This window comes from Paraburkholderia sp. GAS33 (assembly GCF_050436645.1).
GTDB classification, from domain to species: Bacteria; Pseudomonadota; Gammaproteobacteria; order Burkholderiales; family Burkholderiaceae; genus Paraburkholderia; species Paraburkholderia phenazinium_B.
This window is the reverse complement of sequence record NZ_JBNDMP010000005.1, coordinates 1-19,246: the sequence shown is the minus strand read 5'-3', so window position 1 is coordinate 19,246 and position 19,246 is coordinate 1. Positions and strand designations below refer to the sequence as shown.

Genomic DNA, 19,246 nt, shown 5'->3' with positions numbered 1-19,246 from the left:
TTAGCTCAATCGATGTATCCGTTTGTAACGGCCCCACCGGCCGCCTTCTTCCCCCAAAACCCTTTGAACGCCACTGTCACGGGCGCCATTTTCAGGTTCAGATCCCCGGGCATCTACATCTGGATCTGAACCGTCGAACTGTCCTTCACGATTCCCATCAGGATCTGCCCGGTTGAGGTTTTCACCCTGACTGGTTGCCCTGGCGTCGCATTGCTGAGCGCGCTGCCTTCCGACGAAATCGAGAAGCCGTCGCCCTGCGCCACCACCCGCACACTCTGTCCGGCCGTCACCTGGGCGGCGCTCTTCAGCATGTCCTGACGCAGCGGAAAGCCCATACTCACGCGCATCAACGTGACCGAACCGACTGCCTGCGACGGCACGGTGACGATCGACGCCGGCAGCATGGTCAGGTCGCCGTCGCGAGGAACCAGATCGGCGTCGGAAATCACCTCGCCAGGCATCATTGCCCGCGCGGCGACGTAGTAAGTCGCATGGATCGAGACTTTCGCCTGCAGCCAGACCGTCCATGGGTGGCCACTCGTGCAGCGCACCGCCACCGTCGTGCGGCCCCACAGTCGCGCGCCGGGCGGCATGAACGCCTGCAGCGTGTCGCAGGCGGCAAGCCCGCGCGGGAAAGCCTGGGCAACGCTCAGTTCCACCTGGCCCGGCAGGCCATTGGCCTGCTGTTTGAGAAAGTCCAGCGCGGCGGCGTGGATCAGCTGGCCGTCTTCCTGACCTTCGGGCACGGGCTGGCTGGCCTGAGCCGGCTGCGATGCCTGAATTGCGGCAGCAGTCTGGAACGGTTGAACCCTGGAGGCGGCCAGCACCGGCTTGGGCGCCGGTTGCGGAGTCTGCGCTCGCTGCAGCGCCTGAACGGCCTGAGCCGCCTGAGCCTGTTGCAGCGCCTGAATTGCCTGCGCGCGCTGCGCGGCTTCCGCCAGCGCCTGCGCCTGATTCTTTACGGGGAGTGTCGTTTGAGCCGGCGCGGCAGCAACGTGAGGCGCCGGATTGCGGCCTGCCGCGCTCGCGCCCAGTTCGGGCGGCTCGCCGCGCGAAGCGAGGCTGTCGATTTCGACGCTGCTCGCAGCGGTCACGGCGGGTGTCACGGCCGGTACGCCGACAGGTGCGGCAGCCGGGGCGGCATTCACGGGCCGCAGTGCGGCGCCGTACGTCGCACGCGCCGGCATCGACGTGACGACCACCGGCACGACCTGGCTCGCGGCGAGCGCGGGATTCATATTGACGCGGGTAAGGCTGGCCGTATTCGCCGGGCTGGCTTGCTGGATGACCGTCGTGTTCGCCGGAACATTTGGCGCGCCGGACGCGGATGCCTCATCGGTACCCGGAATCACAATGGCACCGCTCGCGTTCGACAGCCTGGTAAAGCGATCGGTCGCTTGCGGCGTCGAAGACTGCGCAGGCGGTGCGAGCGTCGCCGCGAGCTGCGGATTGATCGTCCGCGGGCTGGCATTGCTGGAAGTCGCCATCGCGGTCATGCGCGCGAGATCGGCCGGGTTCTGTTCGCCCGGACCGGGAATCACGATCGGGCCGCTGGCCTCCTGGGCCAATGCCGCAGACGCACACCACGCACCCGCCACGGCACACACCAGCCAGGCGGCAGTGTGTCGTGCAACGATGCGGCGCCGCGGCGGCAGCACATCGAGAGTGGATCGGGCCATCGTGCATCTCCAGCGTGAGGCAAGGGTACGAGTTGCATTCTAGTGACGCGGCTCCCGGCGCAAACGTTGAATAGAGGCGACCTTCCCCGGTTATTCAGAAGATTGCCGCTTGCCTGCCCCGCCTAAGATGCATCTCATGCAAAAAGCCCTTTTGGGTCGCCGCAGATGTTGTGCTCCCTGATCGAGCGCCAGACGCGGGAACGTTATCCGGAGATTTTTCATGCTAGATAAACTCGATGCCGAATTCGCCTTTGGCCGTCAGGCGCTCGATGTCCGCTCTTACCGGCAGGAACTGCTGTCGTCGAACATTGCGAACGCCGACACGCCGAACTACAAGGCGCGTGACGTCGATTTCTCGTCGACGCTCGCGGGCGCTCTGAGAAAGACGGACGGCAGCAGCACCGGCACCGGCGCATCGAACAACTCGACGCTGGCGATGGCGCAACCTGCCGGCGTGACGAGCGGCATGACGATGGCCTCGACCGAACCGGGCCACATGGCCGGCAAGGCCAGCCTGATTGCGACCGGCGGTCCGAGCGACGACTACGGCCAGTTGCAGTACCGCATTCCGACTCAACCCTCGCTCGACGGCAACACGGTGGACCTCGACGCGGAACGCGTGCAGTTCGCCGATAACTCGCTGCACTTCGAGTCGGCCATGACGGAAGTTTCGAATCAGATCAAATCGATGCTGTCGGTGATCACGTCGGGCTCCTGATCGAGTCCAGACGCGACGACCGGCGCACATGCTGGATGTAACCGCTAAAAACCACGCCCACGGGAAACAATCAAGCCGGAACCTGCCGGCAGGAGAGGTCGGAGAAGCTATGCCATCCCTGATGAATATTTTCAATGTCGCCGGTTCGGCCATGTCGGCCGAATCGCAGCGGCTCAACGTGACGGCGTCGAACCTGGCGAACGCCGACAGCACGACGGGTCCTGACGGCCAGCCGTACAAGGCCAAGCAGGTCGTGTTCGCGGTCAATCCGATCGGCGGCGCGCGCACCGCATCCGGCCAGCAGGTGGGCGGTGTGCAGGTGACCGGCGTGGTCGACGATCCGACGCCGATGAAGCAGACCTACGACCCGGGCAACCCCGCGGCCGACGCGAACGGCTACGTCACGATGCCGAACGTCGATCCGGTGGAAGAAATGGTCAACATGATCTCGGCGTCGCGCGCTTACCAGGCGAACGTCGAAACCTTGAACACAGCGAAGCAGTTGATGCTGAAAACACTCACGATCGGAACCTGAGGAGCGCCTCCTTGACTACTTCAACCACCATCGGCGGCAGCGGGACCCAGGTCTCGCAGACGCTGCTCGATACCATGAACGGCACGGGCTCGGCGAGCAGTGCGTCGAGCAGCAGCTCGAGCAGCTCGGCGACCTCGGGTGCGAATCTGCAAAGCACCTTCCTGCAACTGCTGATTACGCAGATGCAGAACCAGGATCCGACCAATCCGATGGACAGCTCGCAGATGACCTCGCAGCTCGCGCAGATCGACACCGTGACGGGCATCAGCCAGTTGAACACGTCGCTCAGCTCGCTGGCGACGCAGCTCAACGCAGGCCAGACCTCGCAGGCCGCACTGCTGATCGGTTCCAGCGTGCTGGCCCCAGGCAATTCCATTTCGGTGACCTCCGGCAAGGCGACCGAATTCGGTGTGCAGCTGGCCTCGGCGGCGTCCGACATGAAGGTCAACGTCGTGAACTCGGCAGGCCAGATCGTCAACACGCTCGATCTGGGCGCGCAACCGGCCGGTACTGTGCCGGTGACGTGGACCCCGGTCGATTCGACGGGTGCCGCACTGCCGACGGGCACCTACACGATCACCGCCACCGGCACGATCAACGGTGCTGCAGGCGTTGGCACGACCCTGACCCCGGGTACCGTGGAAAGCGTCGTACAGGGTACCGGCGGCGCACCGAGTCTCGTGCTGTCGAATGGCAATACGGTCGCCCTGACTTCGGTCGCGGCAGTCCTCTAAGCAATCAGTTCAACCAAATTTAGACATTTCCCGGAACGGAGAATACGTCATGGGTTATCAGCAGGGTTTGAGCGGCCTCGGGGCTGCATCGAGCGATCTCGACGTGATCGGCAACAACATTGCCAACTCGGATACGATCGGCTTCAAGAGCGGTACGGCAGTGTTCGCCGATATGTATGCGAACTCGGTTGCCACGGCCGTGAACAACCAGATCGGTATCGGCACGCAGCTCGCCGAAGTGCAGCAGCAGTTCTCGCAAGGCACGATCAATACGACCGGCCAGGCACTGGATGTCGCCATCAACGGCAACGGCTTTTTCCAGATGTCGAATAACGGCTCGCTCACGTATTCGCGCAACGGCGTGTTCCAGCTCAGCAACACGGGCAATATCGTGAACGCTCAAGGACTCGAGCTGATGGGCTATGCCGCGAATTCCAGCGGCATCATCAACAGCGCGCAAACGGTGCCGCTGACCGTGCCGACTACCAACATCGCACCGACGCAGACCACCACCATCACGGCGCAGCTCAACCTGGACGCTCAGGATTCGCTGATGCTCGGCACGCCGACCGTGACGCCGACCTTGGGAACCGGCTCGACGTTGGCGAGCAGCGGTGCGACGATTACGACCGCTTCGGCTGGGTCGAATAACGACGACTACACGATCGAATTTACTAGCGCGACAACATACAAGGTAACGGATGCCGACAACGCCGCTAACGACAGTACCGGGACCTACACCGCCGGCACTGCCATTGCGCTGGGCAACGGCCAGACGATCACGCTGACGGGTACGCCGGTGAGCGGTGACACGGTAGCGGTTACGCCGACCCCAACCACTTTCGACGCAAGCAACTCGTCGACCTACAACTACTCGACTTCGACCCAGGTGTACGACTCGCTGGGCGGCTCGCAGACGGTCAACATGTACTTCGCCAAGACCGGCTCCGGCGCATGGGACGTCTACGCAGGCGTCGCAGGCGGCACGGCAAGTCTGGTCGGCACGGCAAGTTTCAACACCTCCGGCGCGCTGACCGGTATCACGAGTGTCGCGTCTACGACCGCGTCGGACTCGATCGCCTTCACGATTCCGAACACCGACGGCTCCGGCACGCCGCAGGCGCTGACGCTGGATCTTGCCGGCACGACCCAGTACGGCAGCACGGACGGCGTGAACAACCTGCAGCAGAATGGCTTTGCCGCCGGCCAGCTGACGAGCTTCACGGTCGGCACGACCGGCATTCTCACCGGCAACTATTCGAACGGTCAGACGGCCTCGCTCGGTCAGGTCGTACTCGCCAACTTCAACGATCCGAACGGCCTCGTCGACCTCGGCAACAACGAGTACGCACAGACCGCCGCGTCGGGCGCAGCGCAGATCTCGACGCCGGGCAGCACCAACCACGGCACGCTGCAAGGCGGCGCGGTGGAAGATTCGAACGTGGACCTGACCAACGAACTGGTCAACCTGATCACGGCGCAACGCGACTATCAGGCGAACGCGCAGACGATCAAGACGCAGCAGACCGTTGACCAGACCCTGATCAACATGTAAGGGCAACAGGAGCCGAACGAATGACCGACCGTCTGATTTATACCGCGATGTCGGGCGCCACCCAGGCGCTCGAGCAGCAGGCCATTGTCGCGAACAATCTCGCGAACACGTCGACCACCGGGTTTCGCGCCCAGCTCGAGACGTTTCGCGCGGTACCGATGTCGTTCGGCGACGGCAGCTCAGTCAACGACAGCACGACACGCACGTTCGTGTTGTCGTCGACACCGGGTGCGGACGAAACGCCCGGACCGATCCAGCAGACCGGCAACCCGCTCGACGTCGCGATCCAGGGCGACGGCTGGTTGAGCGTGCAGACCGCCGACGGTGGCGAGGCCTATACGCGTGCCGGCAATCTGCATATCGACCAGAACGGCCAGCTGGTGAATGCGACCAACCTGCCGGTAGTCGGCACGGGCGGTCCGATCTCGGTGCCGCCTGGCTCGCAGATCACGATCGGCAAGGACGGCACGGTTTCGGCGCTTGCGCCGGGAGACCCGGCCACGGCGATCGCGGTCATCGACCAGTTGAAGCTCGTGAAGCCCGCAGCGGGCACATTGAAGCGCGGCGACGACGGCATGTTCCGTACTGCTGACGGCAACCCTGCCGACGCCGATCCCACTGTCACGCTGGCACCCGAATCGCTCGAGGGCAGCAACGTGAGCCCGGTCAACGCAATGGTTTCGATGATCACCAATGCGCGGCAGTTCGACATGCAGACCAAGATGATCCAAAACGCCGATCAGAACGATCAGTCCGCCAACCAGTTGCTCAGCTTCAGCTAACGGGCGTCGCGCCAGACGTGCACCCAGGAGAACCAACACTGTGAACCGCTCACTTTATATCGCTGCGACCGGCATGAATGCGCAGCAGTCCCAGATGGACGTGATCTCGAACAACCTCGCCAACGTCAGCACCAATGGCTTCAAGGGCTCGCGCGCCGTGTTCGAAGATCTGCTTTATCAGACCGTGCGTCAGCCGGGCGCCGACTCGACCCAGCAGACCCAGGTGCCCTCGGGCATCCAGCTCGGCACCGGCGTGCAACAGGTCGCGACCGAACGTCTGTACACGCAGGGCAACCTGCAGCAAACGGGCAACTCGAAGGACGTGGCGATCAACGGCAACGGTTTCTTCCAGGTGCAGATGCCGGACGGCACGACCGCCTATACCCGCGACGGCTCGTTCCAGACCAATGCGCAGGGCCAGCTGGTGACCTCGAGCGGCTATCCGGTCATTCCGGCGATCACGGTACCGGTGACCGCGACTTCGCTCACGATCGGCAGCGACGGTTCGGTGTCGATCACGCAGCCCAACAGCTCGAACTCGACGCAGATCGGCACCATGCAGCTCGCCACCTTCATCAACCCGGCCGGTCTCGACGCGCAAGGCGAAAACCTGTTTTCGGAAACCAGTTCCTCGGGTACGCCGAACATCAGCGCGCCGGGTTCGAACGGCTCGGGTTCGCTGGAACAGGGTTATGTCGAAACGTCGAACGTGAACGTCGTGCAGGAACTGGTCAACATGATCCAGACCCAGCGCGCGTACGAAATCAACAGCAAGGCAGTCACCACGTCCGATCAGATGTTGCAGACCCTGTCGCAGATGTCGATTTAAGGGTTCGGAACCAGAGGCGGTAGGTAAATACGATGTCGCAATCCAATCTCAAACCGGTCAAGAGCGACGCGCGCAGCGCGTTCGTCGCTACTGCCAGCGTGCTTGCACTGGCGCTGGCCGGCTGCGCGCAGATACCGAAGCAGCCCATCGTGCAGCAGCCGATGACCGCGGTTCCGCCGGTGCCGCCGCACACGCAGTCGCCGGGTTCGATTTTCAATCCGGGCTACGCCGGACGGCCGCTTTTCGAAGACCAGCGGCCGCGCAATATTGGCGACATCCTGACCATCGTCATTCAGGAAAACATCAACGCAACGAAGTCCTCGGGCGCGAACACCAACCGCAGTTCGACCACCCAGTTCTCGACCACGAGCGCCAGTTTTCTCGCCGGTCTGTTCGGCAAGGCCAATCTCAGTGCCCAGGGCGGCAATACGTTCTCGGGGACCGGCGGCGCGAACGCCTCCAACACTTTTAGCGGCGTGATCACCGTCACGGTGACCAATGTGCTGCCCAACGGCAACCTCCAGGTGAGCGGCGAAAAGCAGATGCTCATCAACCAGGGTAACGAGTTCGTGCGTTTCTCAGGCGTAGTCAACCCGAATACGATTTCCGGCCTGAATGCCGTGTACTCGACCCAGGTGGCTGACGCCAAGATCGAATACTCGGCGAAGGGCTATATCGACGAGGCAGAGACCATGGGTTGGCTACAACGCTTCTTCCTTAACGTGGCGCCGTGGTGATCATGAAACTCGGACCTCTCCACCGTTTTGGCCATGCCTGTCTGGTGTTCGCGCTCGCGTGCGGGGCACTGCCGCCTGTCACACCCGCGGCCCACGCCGAACGGCTGAAGGATCTGGTCGCGATCCAGGGCGTGCGCGACAACCCGCTGATCGGCTACGGCCTCGTCGTCGGTCTCGACGGCACGGGCGACCAGACCACCCAGACTCCGTTCACGACGCAAACGCTCGCGAACATGCTCGCGAACCTCGGCATCTCGATCAACAACCAGTCGGCCGGTTCGTCGAACAGCAGCACCTCGGCACTGACCAGCATCCAGTTGAAGAACGTCGCCGCGGTGATGGTGACGGCGGTGCTGCCGCCGTTCGCCCGGCCGGGCGAGGCGATCGACGTGACGGTATCGTCGCTCGGTAACGCCAAGAGCCTGCGCGGCGGCACGCTGCTGCTCACGCCGATGAAGGGCGCTGACGGCTCCGTCTATGCGCTTGCCCAGGGCAACCTGGCGGTGGGCGGCGCGGGCGCCAGCGCGAACGGCAGCCGCGTGCAGGTGAACCAGCTCGCAGCGGGACGCATCGCCGCCGGCGGGATCGTCGAGCGCGCGGTGCAGACCAGCATCACGCAGGACGGCACCATGCAGCTCGAGCTGAACGACATGGATTACGACACCAACCAACGCATCGTGTCGGCGGTCAACAACGCGTTCGGCCAGGGCACCGCCACACCGCTCGATGGCCGCACGATCCAGTTGCGCGCTCCGGCCGATCCGGCCCAGCAGGTCTCTTTCATGGCGCAACTCGAAGACCTCGATGTGAAGCCGGCGGCGGGCGCTGCAAAGGTCGTGCTGAATGCGCGCACTGGCTCGATCGTGATGAACCAGATGGTGACGCTCGAGAATTGCGCCGTCGCACACGGCAATCTCTCGGTGGTGGTCAACACACAACCCGTGGTCAGCCAGCCAGGCGCGTTCTCGAATGGCCGCACGGTGGTTGCCCAGCAGTCCCAGATCCAGTTGAAGCAGGACGACGGCGCGCTGAAATACGTCAAAGCCGGCGCCAATCTGGCCGATGTCGTAAAGGCGCTCAACGCGCTGGGTGCGACACCCGCCGATCTGATGTCGATCCTGCAGGCGATGAAGGCAGCAGGGGCCTTGCGCGCCGAACTTGAAATCATCTAAGAAGGAGCCGCCATGACGATGGATTCCACCTCAGGAACGCCCGATCTGACGCAGCGCTTTGCGCTCGACGTCCAGGGGTTCGATGGCCTGCGCGCCAAGGCCGCCGCATCGCCGCAGCAGGGTGTCCAGATGGCCGCCAAGCAGTTCGACGCGACCTTCATCACGATGATGCTCAAAAGCATGCGCGATGCGACGCCGCAGGACGGTCCGCTCGACTCGCGCGACGGCGCCCAGTTCACCTCGATGATGGACGAGCAGATGGCGCAGCAGATGTCGAACAAGGGCATCGGCGTGGCCGATGCGATGCTCAAGCAGTTGATGAACAACTCGGGCATGCAGACGGGCGAAGCCGGCGAAGGCAATAGCGCCGCGCTGAACGCGCTCGCCAAGGCGTACGGCAATGCGCAGGCAAACGGGTCGCTGGCGAGCGGCGTCGGTTATTCGCGCAACAGCGCGTTGACGCCGCCGCTGCGCGGTGACGGCACGACCAACGTCGATGCATTCGTCGACAAGCTCGCTGCCTCCGCGCAGGCCGCGAGCGAAACCACGGGCGTGCCTGCGCGTTTCATCATCGGTCAGGCGGCGCTCGAATCGGGCTGGGGCAAGCGCGAGATCCTGAAGGCGAACGGCGAGACCAGCCACAACGTATTCGGCATCAAGGCGACCAAGGACTGGACTGGCAAGACCGTGTCCACCGTCACGACCGAATACCGCAACGGCCGGCCGGAGCGCGTCGTCGAAAAATTCCGCTCTTACGACTCGTATGACGAAGCGATGGCCGACTATGCGCAAATGCTCAAGGGCAATCCGCGCTATGCGCAGGTGCTGAACGGCTCGCATGACGCAGCGGGTTTTGCCGTCGGCATGCAGCGCGCGGGGTACGCGACCGATCCGCATTACGCGAAGAAACTGATGTCGATCATGAGCCGGATGAGCTGAGCGGCCTGAGCGGTTCAGGCGGCTTTGGAAAGTAACAAGCAGGATGAAATGCAGGGCGACGGGGCCATGTCGCAAAACAAGACGGTGGGGCCGGACGGTACGCGAGTGCCGCCGGCCGAACCGCACGGTGGATCTTGCGGATTGATGCGAACTGCATACGGGGCAATGCGGGTGGCTAAAGGGGGCGGGACGTGACCGGTTTAACGTTTGCGCCAAATATTTCCCTCGGTTACCCTAAACTTTGGGTCCAGACTGCCGCTATTCAGTCAGACCTTAATACCGGGGTCATGTTTCTCCCGGTCAACGCACGTGTCACGGGCCCCGGCACTGGACCTCGGGCACGGGCACGTACGAACCCGCATATCGGCAAGCCCATGGATACCACTGAGACGAATGGCCAGACGGACGGCTCTTCAGAGACCGGCAACGATTTCGGTCGCCGCAATCCGCTCGAGATCGGTGTCCAGTTACGCAATCTGGTCAACCGCGGCGATTTTCTGACCGCGCAATACAAGGGCGGCCAACTCGTCACGCGGATTCTCGACGTGAACGTGCCCAGCCGGACGTTTACCTTCGACTGGGGCGCGCTCGCCGACCAGAATCGCGGCCTGATCGCTGCGCCCCGCTGCCTCTTCCACGCTCAACCCGATGGCGTGCGCGTCGAATTCGTCACAGGCACGCCGCGCGAGAGCAGTTTCGAGGGACGGCCGGCGTTTGAAGCCGACTTCCCCGAAGTGCTGTTTTACGTGCAGCGTCGCGAGTATTTCCGCGTCGACGCGCCGGTGCTCGACCCCTACACGTGTACGGGCCGACTGCCCGACGGTGAGCGCTTCCGTTTCGAAGTGCATGACCTGTCGCTTGGCGGGGTCGGCATGCGCAGCACAGACACGCGCGTGGTGGATCTGCCCATGGGCTGTGTGCTGGAAGATTGCGAGCTGAGCCTCGGTGCGCCGGGCAAGCTCTCGGTGGATCTGCAACTCGTGTCGTTTCGCGCCGTAGACCTGCCGAACGGCACCCAGCGTTACCAGCTCGGAATGCGCTTTGTGGCGCTGCCGGGCAGCGCCGAGAACACGTTGCAACGGTTGATTACCCAGCTTGAAATGAAGCGTCGCTCGCTGGTGCGAACCTGATTTTTCTCGCGTGCCGCCGCGCTTCTCGCGGTACGCGTTTTAATGCGGGTTGCCCCCTCAATTTTGTCGCCAGTGCGCCGATATACAGAGAGTCTTGGCAACTCGGTGGGCGCGTTGCCAGCCCTTCAGGATGACGCATGTCCAGCAACCTAATCAATATCGGTCTCAGTGGACTCAACGCAGCCCAATGGGGGTTGACGACAACCAGTGAGAACATCAGCAATTCGACGACGCCCGGCTATGACGTCGAAAGTCCCGTCTATGCGGAAAGCTCCGGTGAATACACCGGCTCCGGCTATCTTCCGCAGGGCGTGGCCACCTCGACGGTCACGCGCGCGTACAGCCAGTATCTGACGACCCAGCTGAACAACGCGCAGTCGGGCAGCGGCTCGCTGACCGCCAACTACACGATGCTCGCGCAACTGAACAACATGATCGGCAGCCCGACCTCGGGTATCTCGACAGCGATCACCAGCTTTTTCACCGGTTTGCAGAATGTCGCAAACGGCGCAGCGAGCTCCGCTACGCGGGGCACTGCCATCAGCGATGCACAGACGCTCGCAAGCGAGATCAACCAGGCCGGTCAGGAGTACGACGCGTTGGGCCAGAGCGTCAACACGCAGTTGTCCTCCACGGTGTCGCAGATCAACACCTACACCGCGCAGATCGCTTCGCTCAATCAGGAGATCACCGCTGCCAGCGCGGGCGGCCAGCCGCCTAACCAGCTGCTCGACCAGCGCGATGAGGCGGTGTCCAACCTGTCGCAGCTCGTCGGCGTGCAGGTGGTGTCGAATTCCAACGGTGAAAGCATATTCCTGCCGAGCGGTCAGGCGCTGGTCACCGGGTCGACCAGTTACAACCTGGGCACTGCACCCTCGCCGTCGGATTCGTCCGAGGACTCGATTACCTACCTGGGCGCTGCCGGTACGACGCCCACTGCCGCGACCACCCAGTACCTGTCGAACACCACCATGCAGAATGCAGGTGGCACGCTCGGCGGTCTGATCCAGTTCCGCACGCAGACGCTCGATCCTTCAGAGGCGCAACTGGGTGCGATCGCAACCAGTTTCGCGGCGCAGGTCAACAATCAGAACGAGCTCGGTCTCAACCTGTCCGGCACGGCCGGTGGCCCGCTGTTCTCGGTGGCAGCGCCGCAAGCGACACCCAATGCGAACAACACGGGCGGCGCGTCTCTCAGCGTTTCGTTTGTCGACGCGACGCAACCGACCACCGGCAACTACACGCTTTCGTATAACGGTTCCACCTATACGCTGACCGACAACTCGACGGGTTCGATCGTTGCCACGGCTTCGAGCCTGGCGAATCCGATTGACGGCCTGAACTTCTCGATGACCGGCACGATGAACGCGGGCGATTCGTTCTCGGTGTCGCCGACCAGTGGCGCGCTCGACAGCTTTGCGCTTGCGACGACCAGCGGTTCCGCGATTGCCGCGGCCTCGCCGGTGCTCGCCACGGCCACTTCGAGCAATGCCGGCACAGCGACGATTACGGAAGGAACGGTTGCGGCCGGTTATTCGCTGCCCAGTTCCACCACCACGCTGACCTATAGCTCCGCATCGGGCGGCCTGACCGGCTTTCCGGCGGGTTCGGTCGTGACCATCGGCACGACGCCGCCCAGCACGGTCAACATTACGTCGACCTCCACGGTGGTGCCGTACACACCGGCGGACGGCGCGACGCTGACCATCAATAGCGCGACCACGCCGGCGCCCAGCGGTTCGATGAACGGCGTCACGGTTACGTTGAGCGGCACGCCGAGCGACCTCGACACCTTTACCATCGCGTCGAACGTCGGTGCGCAAAGCGACGGCCGCAATGCCACGCTGATGTCGAATATCGTTTCGGCAAAGGTATTGAACGGCGGCACGACTACCCTGACTGACGCGTACGCGAGCTACGTCAACACAATCGGCAACACGACCAATGAGGTCAACGCGTCGAATACGACGCAGACGGCGCTCGTGACGCAGATTACGTCGGCGCAGCAGTCGGTATCCGGTGTGAACATCAACGAAGAAGCAGCGAACCTGTTGCAGTACCAGCAACTGTACCAGGCTAACAGCAAGGTCATTCAGACCGCTGACACGCTGTTCCAGACCATTCTCGGCATCTTCCAGTGAGGCGTTGAACGATGCGCATCTCTACTTCCCAATATCTCGGCATGAATGTCCAGGCGATGGACAATCAGCAGAGCGAGCTGTCCCAGCTGTACGCGGAAATCTCGAGCGGCCAGGCGCTTACCACGCCGGCATCCAATCCGCTTGGCGCAGCTCAGGCCGTGCAGTTGAGCATGCAGGGCGCCACCCTGTCGCAGTACTCGACCAATCAGAGTTCGGCGCAGACCTCGCTGGAGTCGGAGGACTCCACGTTGTCGAGCGTCATCCAGGCCCTGCAAAGCGTGAATACGCAGTTGGAAAGCGCCGGCGGTGGCACGCTCAACGATACGGATCGCAGCGGGATTGCCGCGACGCTGACGCAGTTGAACAACCAGTTGGTGACGCTCTCGAACACGACGTCGCCATCGGGCGGCTATCTGTTTGGCGGCTTCCAGTCATCCACGCAGCCGTTCACGCAGAATTCAGCGGGCGCAGTGGTCTACAACGGCGACAACGGGGTGTCGAGCGCGCAGATTTCGTCGACGACGTCGATCGCGACCGGCGACACGGGTGCATCGGTTTTCCTGAGCGTGACGCCGGAAACGGCGACACCGGTGGCCTACGCATCGTCCGCGAACACCGGTACGGGAGTGCTCGGCACGATCAGCACGAGCAATGGACCGACGTCGGCGGACGGCGACACCTACTCGATCGCTTTCCAGGTAACGGGCGGCGTGACCACCTATACGGTCACGGACACCAACAGTACGGGAACGACGACGGGTACGGCACAGCCTTACACGTCGGGCTCGGCGATCGCGCTGGGAACGGGCGGCGAGAGTGTGGTTATCAGCGGCACGCCCGCGGACGGTGACACGTTCAACGTGGCGCCGGCTACGCAGGTGCCGGCCGCGCAGGGCGGCACGAACATTTTCTCGACGATCCAGAACATGATCACGGCGCTGCAGACGCCGGCGGATACGACGACGGCTTTGGCAGCGTTGCAGAACACGCTGGCAACGGGGATGAGCCAGGTGCAGAACTCGATCAACAACGTCACGTCGGTACAGGCGACGGTGGGTGGCCGCGAGCAGCAGATTACCGCGATGCAGGCTGTGAACCAGAACCAGACGCTGGCGAATACGAACTCGCTGGATGACCTGACTTCGATCGACATGCCTTCGACTATCAGCAAGTACACGCAGACGCAGTACTCACTGCAGGCCTCGCAGGAAGCTTTCGTGCAGGTTCAGCAGATGTCGTTGTTCCAGTATCTGAATCAGTAAGCGGTAGGCGAAGGATTCGATTCGGTAAAAGGCGGGAGGCGCTTAGGCGACCGGGTCTACCACGCCTACCGCAACCCCGCCGCCACCCGCCCCATCTGGTCAATCCCCAGATCGAACATCCGCGCGAAGAACGGGATCATGTTGGGTACCATCAACTGCAGCAGCAGCATGCCGACCAGCATCGTCAGCGGAAAGCCGATCTGGAACACGCCGATTTGCGGCGCCGCGCGGTTGAGAATGCCGAGCGAGAGGTTGGCGATCAGCAGTGCAGCGACCACCGGCAGCGACAACAGCAGCCCCATCGAAAAGATCGTCCCGCCCCATCCTGCCAGCGTGCGCCAGCCAGCCGAGCCAAGCAGGTCAGCTGAGATCGGCAGTGTCTGGAAGGTGACGACCAGCGCGCTTATCATCTGCAGGTGCCCATCGAGCACCAGAAACACCAGCATCGAGAAGACGTTCATGTAACTCGAGAGCACCGCGCTCGAGCCGCTCGCCTCCTGATCGAAGAACGTCGCGAAGCCGAGACCCATGCCGAGTCCGACGAATTCGCCGGTCGCCTGAATCGCGGTGAAGACGATCTGCATGGTCAGGCCGAGGGCGGCGCCAATCACGAACTGGTTCACGATAATCCACACGCCCATCGCCGAGAACACGGTGACTTGCGGCAGCGGCGCGAGCGTCGGCGCGACGATGAGCGTGATAAAGCTCGACAGGCCGATCTTCACCGGCGTCGAGAGCGCTGCGTTGCCGAACACCGGCGCGGTTGCCACCAGCGCAAGAATGCGCACGAGCGGCCACAGAAACGAGGCCATCCATGTGTTCAGTTGCGCATAGGTGACGGAAAACATGATGGGCGTCTGATGTTCAGTGGGCTCAGCAGGCTCAGTTGGCGAGCGTCGGGATGTTGGTCAGCATCTGGCGCAGATAGTCGAGCATGGTCGACAGCATCCACGGGCCGGCAATCACGAGCGTGACGGCGATCGCCAGCAGCTTGGGAATGAACGACAGCGTCGCTTCGTTGATCTGCGTGGCGGCCTGGAACAGGCTGATCACCAGACCGACGACGAGCGCCACGAGCAGGAGCGGTGCGGCCAGCAGCACGGCGACGTACATCGCCTGGTGCGCCAGTGCCATGACTGATTCGGGTGTCATGATGAATAGGCCGGAAGCGGTGAGGGTTAGGCGGGTGCGCCGGGTTAGCTGAAGCTCTGCGCGAGCGAGCCGATCAGCAATTGCCAGCCGTCGACCAGCACGAACAGCATCAGCTTGAACGGCAACGAGATCGTCGCGGGCGACACCATCATCATCCCCATCGACATCAGCACGCTGGCCACCACCATGTCGATGATGAGGAACGGAATGAAGATGGTGAAGCCGATCTGGAAGCCGGTTTTCAGCTCGCTCGTCACGAACGCCGGCACGAGCAGGGGCAACGGCACGTCTTCGGGACCCTGCATCGGCGGTGCATGCGAAATGCGGGCGAACAGCGCCAGATCCGATTCGCGCGTCTGCCGCAGCATGAAGGTCTTGAACGGCGCGAGGCCGCGGTTGACCGCCTGATCCATCGGCAACGTGCCGTCCGAGAAAGGCTTGTAACCGTCGGTGTAGGCCTTGTTCAGCACCGGCGACATGATGAACAGCGTAAGAAACAGCGCGAGTCCGACCAGCACCTGGTTAGGCGGCGTGGTGGTGGTGCCGAGTGCCTGGCGCAGCAGCGAGAGCACGATGATGATGCGCGTGAAGCTCGTCATCATCAGCACCATGGCCGGCAGGAACGACAGCATCGTGAGCAGCAGCATCGTCTGCACACTCAGCGAATACGTCGTGCCGCCGTTCGGCCCCGGGCTGGTATTGAAGGCGGGCAGGCCGGCGGTCTGCGCGCAGGTGAGCGACGGCATGGCGATCAGCAGGATCGGCAGCACCGGTATCGCGAGCGCGAAGCAGCGCCGCAGCGTGGCGAACAGCGTCGAAAGGAAACTGCGCTGGCTGGGAGCGGATGCGCGGCTCGAGGCTGCGTGCTCGCGGCGCGCTGACTGTTGACTGGACTGCATTTACTGATCCCCGCCGTTCGGCCGGTTGAAACGTTTGCCCACTTCGCCTTTCAAGGCGTCGCGAAAGCGTTGTCCGAAGGTGCCCGGCAGTGCGCCGCCAGCGTCTGGCTGCAGCGGATCGCCTGAGGCTGCCGTGCTCAAACCCACACCTGCACCGGCAGCCGAGCCGGCCGGCATGGTGTGCAGCAGGCGCACATTGCCGGGCGCTGCGCCGAGTACGAGCCATGTATCGCCGATCTCGACGACCGCGACGCGCTCCTTGCCGCCCAGCGAAGCGCCGCCGATGGTCTTCACGAGACCGCCGCGGCTGCCAGGTTGCAGGCCGAAGCGACGTGCGAGCCAGGCACAGGCGAACACCAGGCCGATCACGACCAGCAGGCCGAGAATGGTTTGCAGCACCGCGCCGACCCCGAGCGAAGGCACCGCAGCACCCGCGCCGACGCCGGAGGCGACCTGGGCGGGATGATTGACCGCATTCATGTCTGCCGCAGCGGCGCTCGCCGGAACGAGGGCAAGCGGCGTGCTCAGGAGGAAGGCGAGGACGGTGGCTGCGGCGCCGAAGCCGCGAGCGGCTGCAGGTGCCGCGACGCCGGTGCCGGCGTGACTGGCTGACCGCCGGTGCGCACCGTTGCGCCCACTAGGGCGCGCACTGCGCCCGGCAAGGCGTTTCATCGATTCAGCTTCCGGATGCGTTCGGACGGCGTGATGATGTCGGTCAGGCGGATGCCGAACTTGTCGTTGACGACCACGACTTCACCCTGCGCGATCAGACAGCCGTTCACCAGCACGTCCATCGGCTCGCCGGCGAGGCCGTCGAGCTCCACCACCGAGCCCTGCGCGAGTTGCAGCAGGTTGCGGATAGCGATCTTGGTGCGGCCGAGTTCGACAGTCATCTGGACCGGAATGTCCAGGATCATGTCGATGTCGTTGCGCGTCGTGTTCGGTTCAACTTTCGAGAGCGGCTGGAACACGCCGGCGGTCGTCGCGTTGACGGCGCTGTTGTCGTTCTGCTCGGCGAGCGCGCTGGCCCAGTCGTCGAGCGCATTGTCGTCGGAGACGGCTTCCATGCCCGCCAGTTGCGCCTCGCTTGCCGGCAATTCCTTCTCCGGCGATGCATTCAGCTCAGTCATATCCACCATCCTTAATCGTGTCCGCTGCGCTGATCATTTTCTGGACCCGCAACGCATATTGACCATTGAAAATACCGTAGCCGCATTCCATCACCGGCACTCCATCCACCTTCGCGGTGATGTGTTCGGGGATATTGATCGGCAGCACATCGCCTTTGCGCATGTTCAGGATCTGCTCGAACGTGATCGGGATCTGCGCGAGATCGGCACTCAGTTCGACTTCCGCGGCTTGCACCTGCTGCGACAGCACACGCACCCAGCGGCGGTCGACGTCGACAGCTTCACCCTGGATCGGCGACGACAGGACGTCGCGGATCGGCTCGATCATCGAGTACGGCATGCAGATGTGCAGCGTGCCGCCGGTGGTGCCGAACTCGATCGAGAACTGCGTGACGATGACGATTTCGTTCGGCGTCGCGACGTTGGCGAACTGCGTGTGCATTTCGGAGCGCACAAACTCGAACTGCAGCTGGCGAACGCTCTTCCATGAATTCGTGTAGTGCTCGAACACGAGGTTGAGCAGCTTGCTGATGATGCGCTGTTCGGTGGCCGTGAAATCGCGGCCTTCGACGCGGGTGTGGAAGCGCCCGTCACCGCCGAACAGGTTGTCGACCACGAAGAACACCAGATTCGGGTCGAACACGAAGAGCGAGGTGCCGCGCAACGGCTTCACGTGGACCAGGTTCAGGTTGGTCGGGATCGGCAGATTGCGCGTGAATTCGCTGTACTTCACCACCTTCACCGGGCCGACGGAAATTTCCGCGGTACGGCGCATGAAGTTGAAGATACCCACGCGCAACAGACGCGCGAAGCGGTCGTTGATGATTTCGAGGCCGGGCATCCGGCCGCGGACGATGCGTTCCTGCGTGGCGATGTTGTACGGCCGGACACCTGAGCGATCTGACTGCTCGGCTTCCGAGTCGGACTCGCCGGTTACGCCCTTGAGGAGTGCATCGACCTCCTCCTGGGACATGAACTCTTCGTGGCCCATTCCTATTCCTCGTGCGTCCCTTGGCGGTTGATGATGGCAGCAGCGTTACGCGGCGTCACTGCACGACGAATTCGGTGAACAGCACGTCATCGATCGAGATGGGCGCAGCGCCCTTATCGTTCGGCTGTTCGATCAGCGTCTTGAGTTCGGTTGCGAGCGCGCGCTTGCCTTCGAGGGGCGCGAGATCGTCCGGGTGTTTGTTCGACAGCGCGAGCAGGACGCGGCTGCGGACTTCCGGCATATGGTCGGTGAGCTGTTGCTGGACCTTGGGGTCATTCAGCTTGAGCGTGAGACCGATGCGCAGATAGTGTTGCTGGCCGTCATCTGATTGAAGGTTGACGGTCATGGGTTCGAGCGGGAAGAACACCGGCACGGCCTGGGCCGCGGGTGCCGCTGCGGCGGCTTGAGCTGGAGCGGGGGCGGCTTCCCGATGGGCCATGAAGAACCATGTGCCGCCGGCGGCCGCGCCTGCGGCGATAAGCGCGATCAGCACGATCAGGATGATGCGTTTCATCGGGCCAGGAGTGGCCGGCTGAACAGTGCCTTGCTGGTTTGCGGTCGTCGATGCCATGGGTGCTTGCTTGCCTCAGTGCTGGTATGGTGAATTGTTGTTCAGGTGCGCTTCGCGCGATGGGTCGAAAAGAAGGGGGTTTGGGGGGTATTCCTTCGGTTTGTGGTTTTGCGGTGTTTTTTTGCCTGCGCGGCGCTTTGGTGGTTGTTCTTGCTGCTTTGGCCTTTCCTTGCTGTCTTATCGGTCTATTAGCGATGCCCCTGTGCGGGGCGGCACTTACTTTCTTTGCCGCCGCAAAGAAAGCAACTGTATTGAAGGTCAAGTGTTTGGGGTTCATTCGATCATGATTT

General features: G+C 63.0%; 21 protein-coding genes. 13 read left to right on the top strand and 8 right to left on the bottom strand.

Features of this window, described 5'->3' with window-relative positions:
* Positions 1 to 113 precede the first annotated feature (113 nt).
* A complete protein-coding gene (flgA, locus tag P3T24_RS16610; protein ID WP_429436194.1) occupies positions 114 to 1,679 on the bottom strand; it encodes a flagellar basal body P-ring formation chaperone FlgA in 1,566 nt (521 codons plus the stop codon).
* A 220-nt stretch (positions 1,680 to 1,899) separates the two neighbouring features.
* On the opposite strand from flgA, the gene flgB reads away from it, so the two are divergent.
* The 12 genes from flgB (at position 1,900) to flgL (ending at position 14,213) form a co-directional block, all read left to right on the top strand.
* A complete protein-coding gene (flgB, locus tag P3T24_RS16605) occupies positions 1,900 to 2,397 on the top strand; it encodes a flagellar basal body rod protein FlgB (protein WP_074262861.1) in 498 nt (165 codons plus the stop codon).
* A 109-nt stretch (positions 2,398 to 2,506) separates the two neighbouring features.
* Positions 2,507 to 2,932: a flagellar basal body rod protein FlgC gene (gene flgC, locus P3T24_RS16600; RefSeq protein WP_074262860.1), complete on the top strand. Its 426-nt coding sequence runs from the start codon at positions 2,507 to 2,509 to the stop codon at positions 2,930 to 2,932.
* Positions 2,933 to 2,943: 11 nt separating this feature from the next.
* Positions 2,944 to 3,666: a flagellar hook assembly protein FlgD gene (locus P3T24_RS16595; protein WP_074262859.1), complete on the top strand. Its 723-nt coding sequence runs from the start codon at positions 2,944 to 2,946 to the stop codon at positions 3,664 to 3,666.
* Positions 3,667 to 3,715: 49 nt separating this feature from the next.
* A complete protein-coding gene (locus P3T24_RS16590) occupies positions 3,716 to 5,221 on the top strand; it encodes a flagellar hook-basal body complex protein (protein ID WP_429436192.1) in 1,506 nt (501 codons plus the stop codon).
* A 20-nt stretch (positions 5,222 to 5,241) separates the two neighbouring features.
* Positions 5,242 to 6,003: a flagellar basal-body rod protein FlgF gene (flgF, locus tag P3T24_RS16585; protein ID WP_074262857.1), complete on the top strand. Its 762-nt coding sequence runs from the start codon at positions 5,242 to 5,244 to the stop codon at positions 6,001 to 6,003.
* Positions 6,004 to 6,043: 40 nt separating this feature from the next.
* Positions 6,044 to 6,832: a flagellar basal-body rod protein FlgG gene (gene flgG, locus P3T24_RS16580; protein ID WP_074262856.1), complete on the top strand. Its 789-nt coding sequence runs from the start codon at positions 6,044 to 6,046 to the stop codon at positions 6,830 to 6,832.
* Between the two features lie 32 nt (positions 6,833 to 6,864).
* Positions 6,865 to 7,569 carry a flagellar basal body L-ring protein FlgH gene (gene flgH / locus P3T24_RS16575; protein ID WP_074262855.1) on the top strand — a complete coding sequence of 235 codons (705 nt, stop codon included), beginning with the start codon at positions 6,865 to 6,867 and terminating at the stop codon, positions 7,567 to 7,569.
* A 2-nt stretch (positions 7,570 to 7,571) separates the two neighbouring features.
* Entirely contained in the window at positions 7,572 to 8,741 is a 1,170-nt protein-coding gene (locus tag P3T24_RS16570) for a flagellar basal body P-ring protein FlgI (protein WP_429287763.1), read from the top strand.
* 12 nt (positions 8,742 to 8,753) lie between these two features.
* Positions 8,754 to 9,680, top strand: coding sequence for a flagellar assembly peptidoglycan hydrolase FlgJ (gene flgJ, locus P3T24_RS16565; RefSeq protein WP_074262853.1), 927 nt, complete (start codon positions 8,754 to 8,756; stop codon positions 9,678 to 9,680).
* 374 nt (positions 9,681 to 10,054) lie between these two features.
* Positions 10,055 to 10,810, top strand: coding sequence for a flagellar brake protein (locus tag P3T24_RS16560; protein ID WP_074262852.1), 756 nt, complete (start codon positions 10,055 to 10,057; stop codon positions 10,808 to 10,810).
* A gap of 137 nt (positions 10,811 to 10,947) precedes the next feature.
* Positions 10,948 to 12,951 carry a flagellar hook-associated protein FlgK gene (gene flgK / locus P3T24_RS16555; protein ID WP_429436189.1) on the top strand — a complete coding sequence of 668 codons (2,004 nt, stop codon included), beginning with the start codon at positions 10,948 to 10,950 and terminating at the stop codon, positions 12,949 to 12,951.
* Between the two features lie 11 nt (positions 12,952 to 12,962).
* Positions 12,963 to 14,213 (top strand): flagellar hook-associated protein FlgL, encoded by a 1,251-nt coding sequence (gene flgL, locus P3T24_RS16550; RefSeq protein ID WP_074262850.1) that lies wholly within the window; start codon positions 12,963 to 12,965, stop codon positions 14,211 to 14,213.
* A gap of 65 nt (positions 14,214 to 14,278) precedes the next feature.
* Here flgL and fliR read toward each other — a convergent pair whose 3' ends face one another.
* Genes fliR through fliL form a run of 7 tightly spaced genes read right to left on the bottom strand, consistent with a single transcriptional unit; the run spans position 14,279 to position 18,956 of the window.
* Entirely contained in the window at positions 14,279 to 15,061 is a 783-nt protein-coding gene (gene fliR, locus P3T24_RS16545) for a flagellar biosynthetic protein FliR (RefSeq protein ID WP_074262847.1), read from the bottom strand.
* 34 nt (positions 15,062 to 15,095) lie between these two features.
* A complete protein-coding gene (gene fliQ, locus P3T24_RS16540; protein WP_074262846.1) occupies positions 15,096 to 15,365 on the bottom strand; it encodes a flagellar biosynthesis protein FliQ in 270 nt (89 codons plus the stop codon).
* Between the two features lie 44 nt (positions 15,366 to 15,409).
* Positions 15,410 to 16,264: a flagellar type III secretion system pore protein FliP gene (gene fliP / locus P3T24_RS16535; RefSeq protein WP_074262845.1), complete on the bottom strand. Its 855-nt coding sequence runs from the start codon at positions 16,262 to 16,264 to the stop codon at positions 15,410 to 15,412.
* Positions 16,265 to 16,936, bottom strand: coding sequence for a flagellar biosynthetic protein FliO (fliO, locus tag P3T24_RS16530; RefSeq protein WP_429436186.1), 672 nt, complete (start codon positions 16,934 to 16,936; stop codon positions 16,265 to 16,267).
* A complete protein-coding gene (gene fliN / locus P3T24_RS16525) occupies positions 16,933 to 17,394 on the bottom strand; it encodes a flagellar motor switch protein FliN (RefSeq protein WP_074262844.1) in 462 nt (153 codons plus the stop codon). Before fliN ends, fliO begins: the two co-directional genes overlap by 4 nt.
* Positions 17,387 to 18,385, bottom strand: a complete 999-nt coding sequence (gene fliM / locus P3T24_RS16520) for a flagellar motor switch protein FliM (protein WP_074262843.1) — start codon at positions 18,383 to 18,385, stop codon at positions 17,387 to 17,389. Before fliM ends, fliN begins: the two co-directional genes overlap by 8 nt.
* A gap of 55 nt (positions 18,386 to 18,440) precedes the next feature.
* Positions 18,441 to 18,956: a flagellar basal body-associated protein FliL gene (gene fliL, locus P3T24_RS16515; protein WP_074262842.1), complete on the bottom strand. Its 516-nt coding sequence runs from the start codon at positions 18,954 to 18,956 to the stop codon at positions 18,441 to 18,443.
* 59 nt (positions 18,957 to 19,015) lie between these two features.
* On the opposite strand from fliL, the gene P3T24_RS16510 reads away from it, so the two are divergent.
* The gene (locus tag P3T24_RS16510; RefSeq protein WP_429436183.1) at positions 19,016 to 19,243 is read left to right on the top strand and encodes a hypothetical protein; all 228 of its coding nucleotides are present in this window, start codon (positions 19,016 to 19,018) and stop codon (positions 19,241 to 19,243) included.
* The last annotated feature ends 3 nt before the right edge of the window (positions 19,244 to 19,246 follow it).

What these genes read in the sequence shown, in the direction of transcription:
- flgA (WP_429436194.1), bottom strand. Translation starts at nt 1,679, where the DNA reads ATGGCCCGATCCACTCTCGATGTGCTGCCGCCGCGGCGCCGCATCGTT.
- flgB (WP_074262861.1), top strand. Translation starts at nt 1,900, where the DNA reads ATGCTAGATAAACTCGATGCCGAATTCGCCTTTGGCCGTCAGGCGCTC.
- flgC (WP_074262860.1), top strand. Translation starts at nt 2,507, where the DNA reads ATGCCATCCCTGATGAATATTTTCAATGTCGCCGGTTCGGCCATGTCG.
- P3T24_RS16590 (WP_429436192.1), top strand. Translation starts at nt 3,716, where the DNA reads ATGGGTTATCAGCAGGGTTTGAGCGGCCTCGGGGCTGCATCGAGCGAT.
- flgF (WP_074262857.1), top strand. Translation starts at nt 5,242, where the DNA reads ATGACCGACCGTCTGATTTATACCGCGATGTCGGGCGCCACCCAGGCG.
- flgH (WP_074262855.1), top strand. Translation starts at nt 6,865, where the DNA reads ATGTCGCAATCCAATCTCAAACCGGTCAAGAGCGACGCGCGCAGCGCG.
- P3T24_RS16570 (WP_429287763.1), top strand. Translation starts at nt 7,572, where the DNA reads ATGAAACTCGGACCTCTCCACCGTTTTGGCCATGCCTGTCTGGTGTTC.
- flgJ (WP_074262853.1), top strand. Translation starts at nt 8,754, where the DNA reads ATGACGATGGATTCCACCTCAGGAACGCCCGATCTGACGCAGCGCTTT.
- P3T24_RS16560 (WP_074262852.1), top strand. Translation starts at nt 10,055, where the DNA reads ATGGATACCACTGAGACGAATGGCCAGACGGACGGCTCTTCAGAGACC.
- flgK (WP_429436189.1), top strand. Translation starts at nt 10,948, where the DNA reads ATGTCCAGCAACCTAATCAATATCGGTCTCAGTGGACTCAACGCAGCC.
- flgL (WP_074262850.1), top strand. Translation starts at nt 12,963, where the DNA reads ATGCGCATCTCTACTTCCCAATATCTCGGCATGAATGTCCAGGCGATG.
- fliR (WP_074262847.1), bottom strand. Translation starts at nt 15,061, where the DNA reads ATGTTTTCCGTCACCTATGCGCAACTGAACACATGGATGGCCTCGTTT.
- fliQ (WP_074262846.1), bottom strand. Translation starts at nt 15,365, where the DNA reads ATGACACCCGAATCAGTCATGGCACTGGCGCACCAGGCGATGTACGTC.
- fliP (WP_074262845.1), bottom strand. Translation starts at nt 16,264, where the DNA reads ATGCAGTCCAGTCAACAGTCAGCGCGCCGCGAGCACGCAGCCTCGAGC.
- fliO (WP_429436186.1), bottom strand. Translation starts at nt 16,936, where the DNA reads ATGAAACGCCTTGCCGGGCGCAGTGCGCGCCCTAGTGGGCGCAACGGT.
- fliN (WP_074262844.1), bottom strand. Translation starts at nt 17,394, where the DNA reads ATGACTGAGCTGAATGCATCGCCGGAGAAGGAATTGCCGGCAAGCGAG.
- fliM (WP_074262843.1), bottom strand. Translation starts at nt 18,385, where the DNA reads ATGGGCCACGAAGAGTTCATGTCCCAGGAGGAGGTCGATGCACTCCTC.
- fliL (WP_074262842.1), bottom strand. Translation starts at nt 18,956, where the DNA reads ATGGCATCGACGACCGCAAACCAGCAAGGCACTGTTCAGCCGGCCACT.
- P3T24_RS16510 (WP_429436183.1), top strand. Translation starts at nt 19,016, where the DNA reads ATGGGTCGAAAAGAAGGGGGTTTGGGGGGTATTCCTTCGGTTTGTGGT.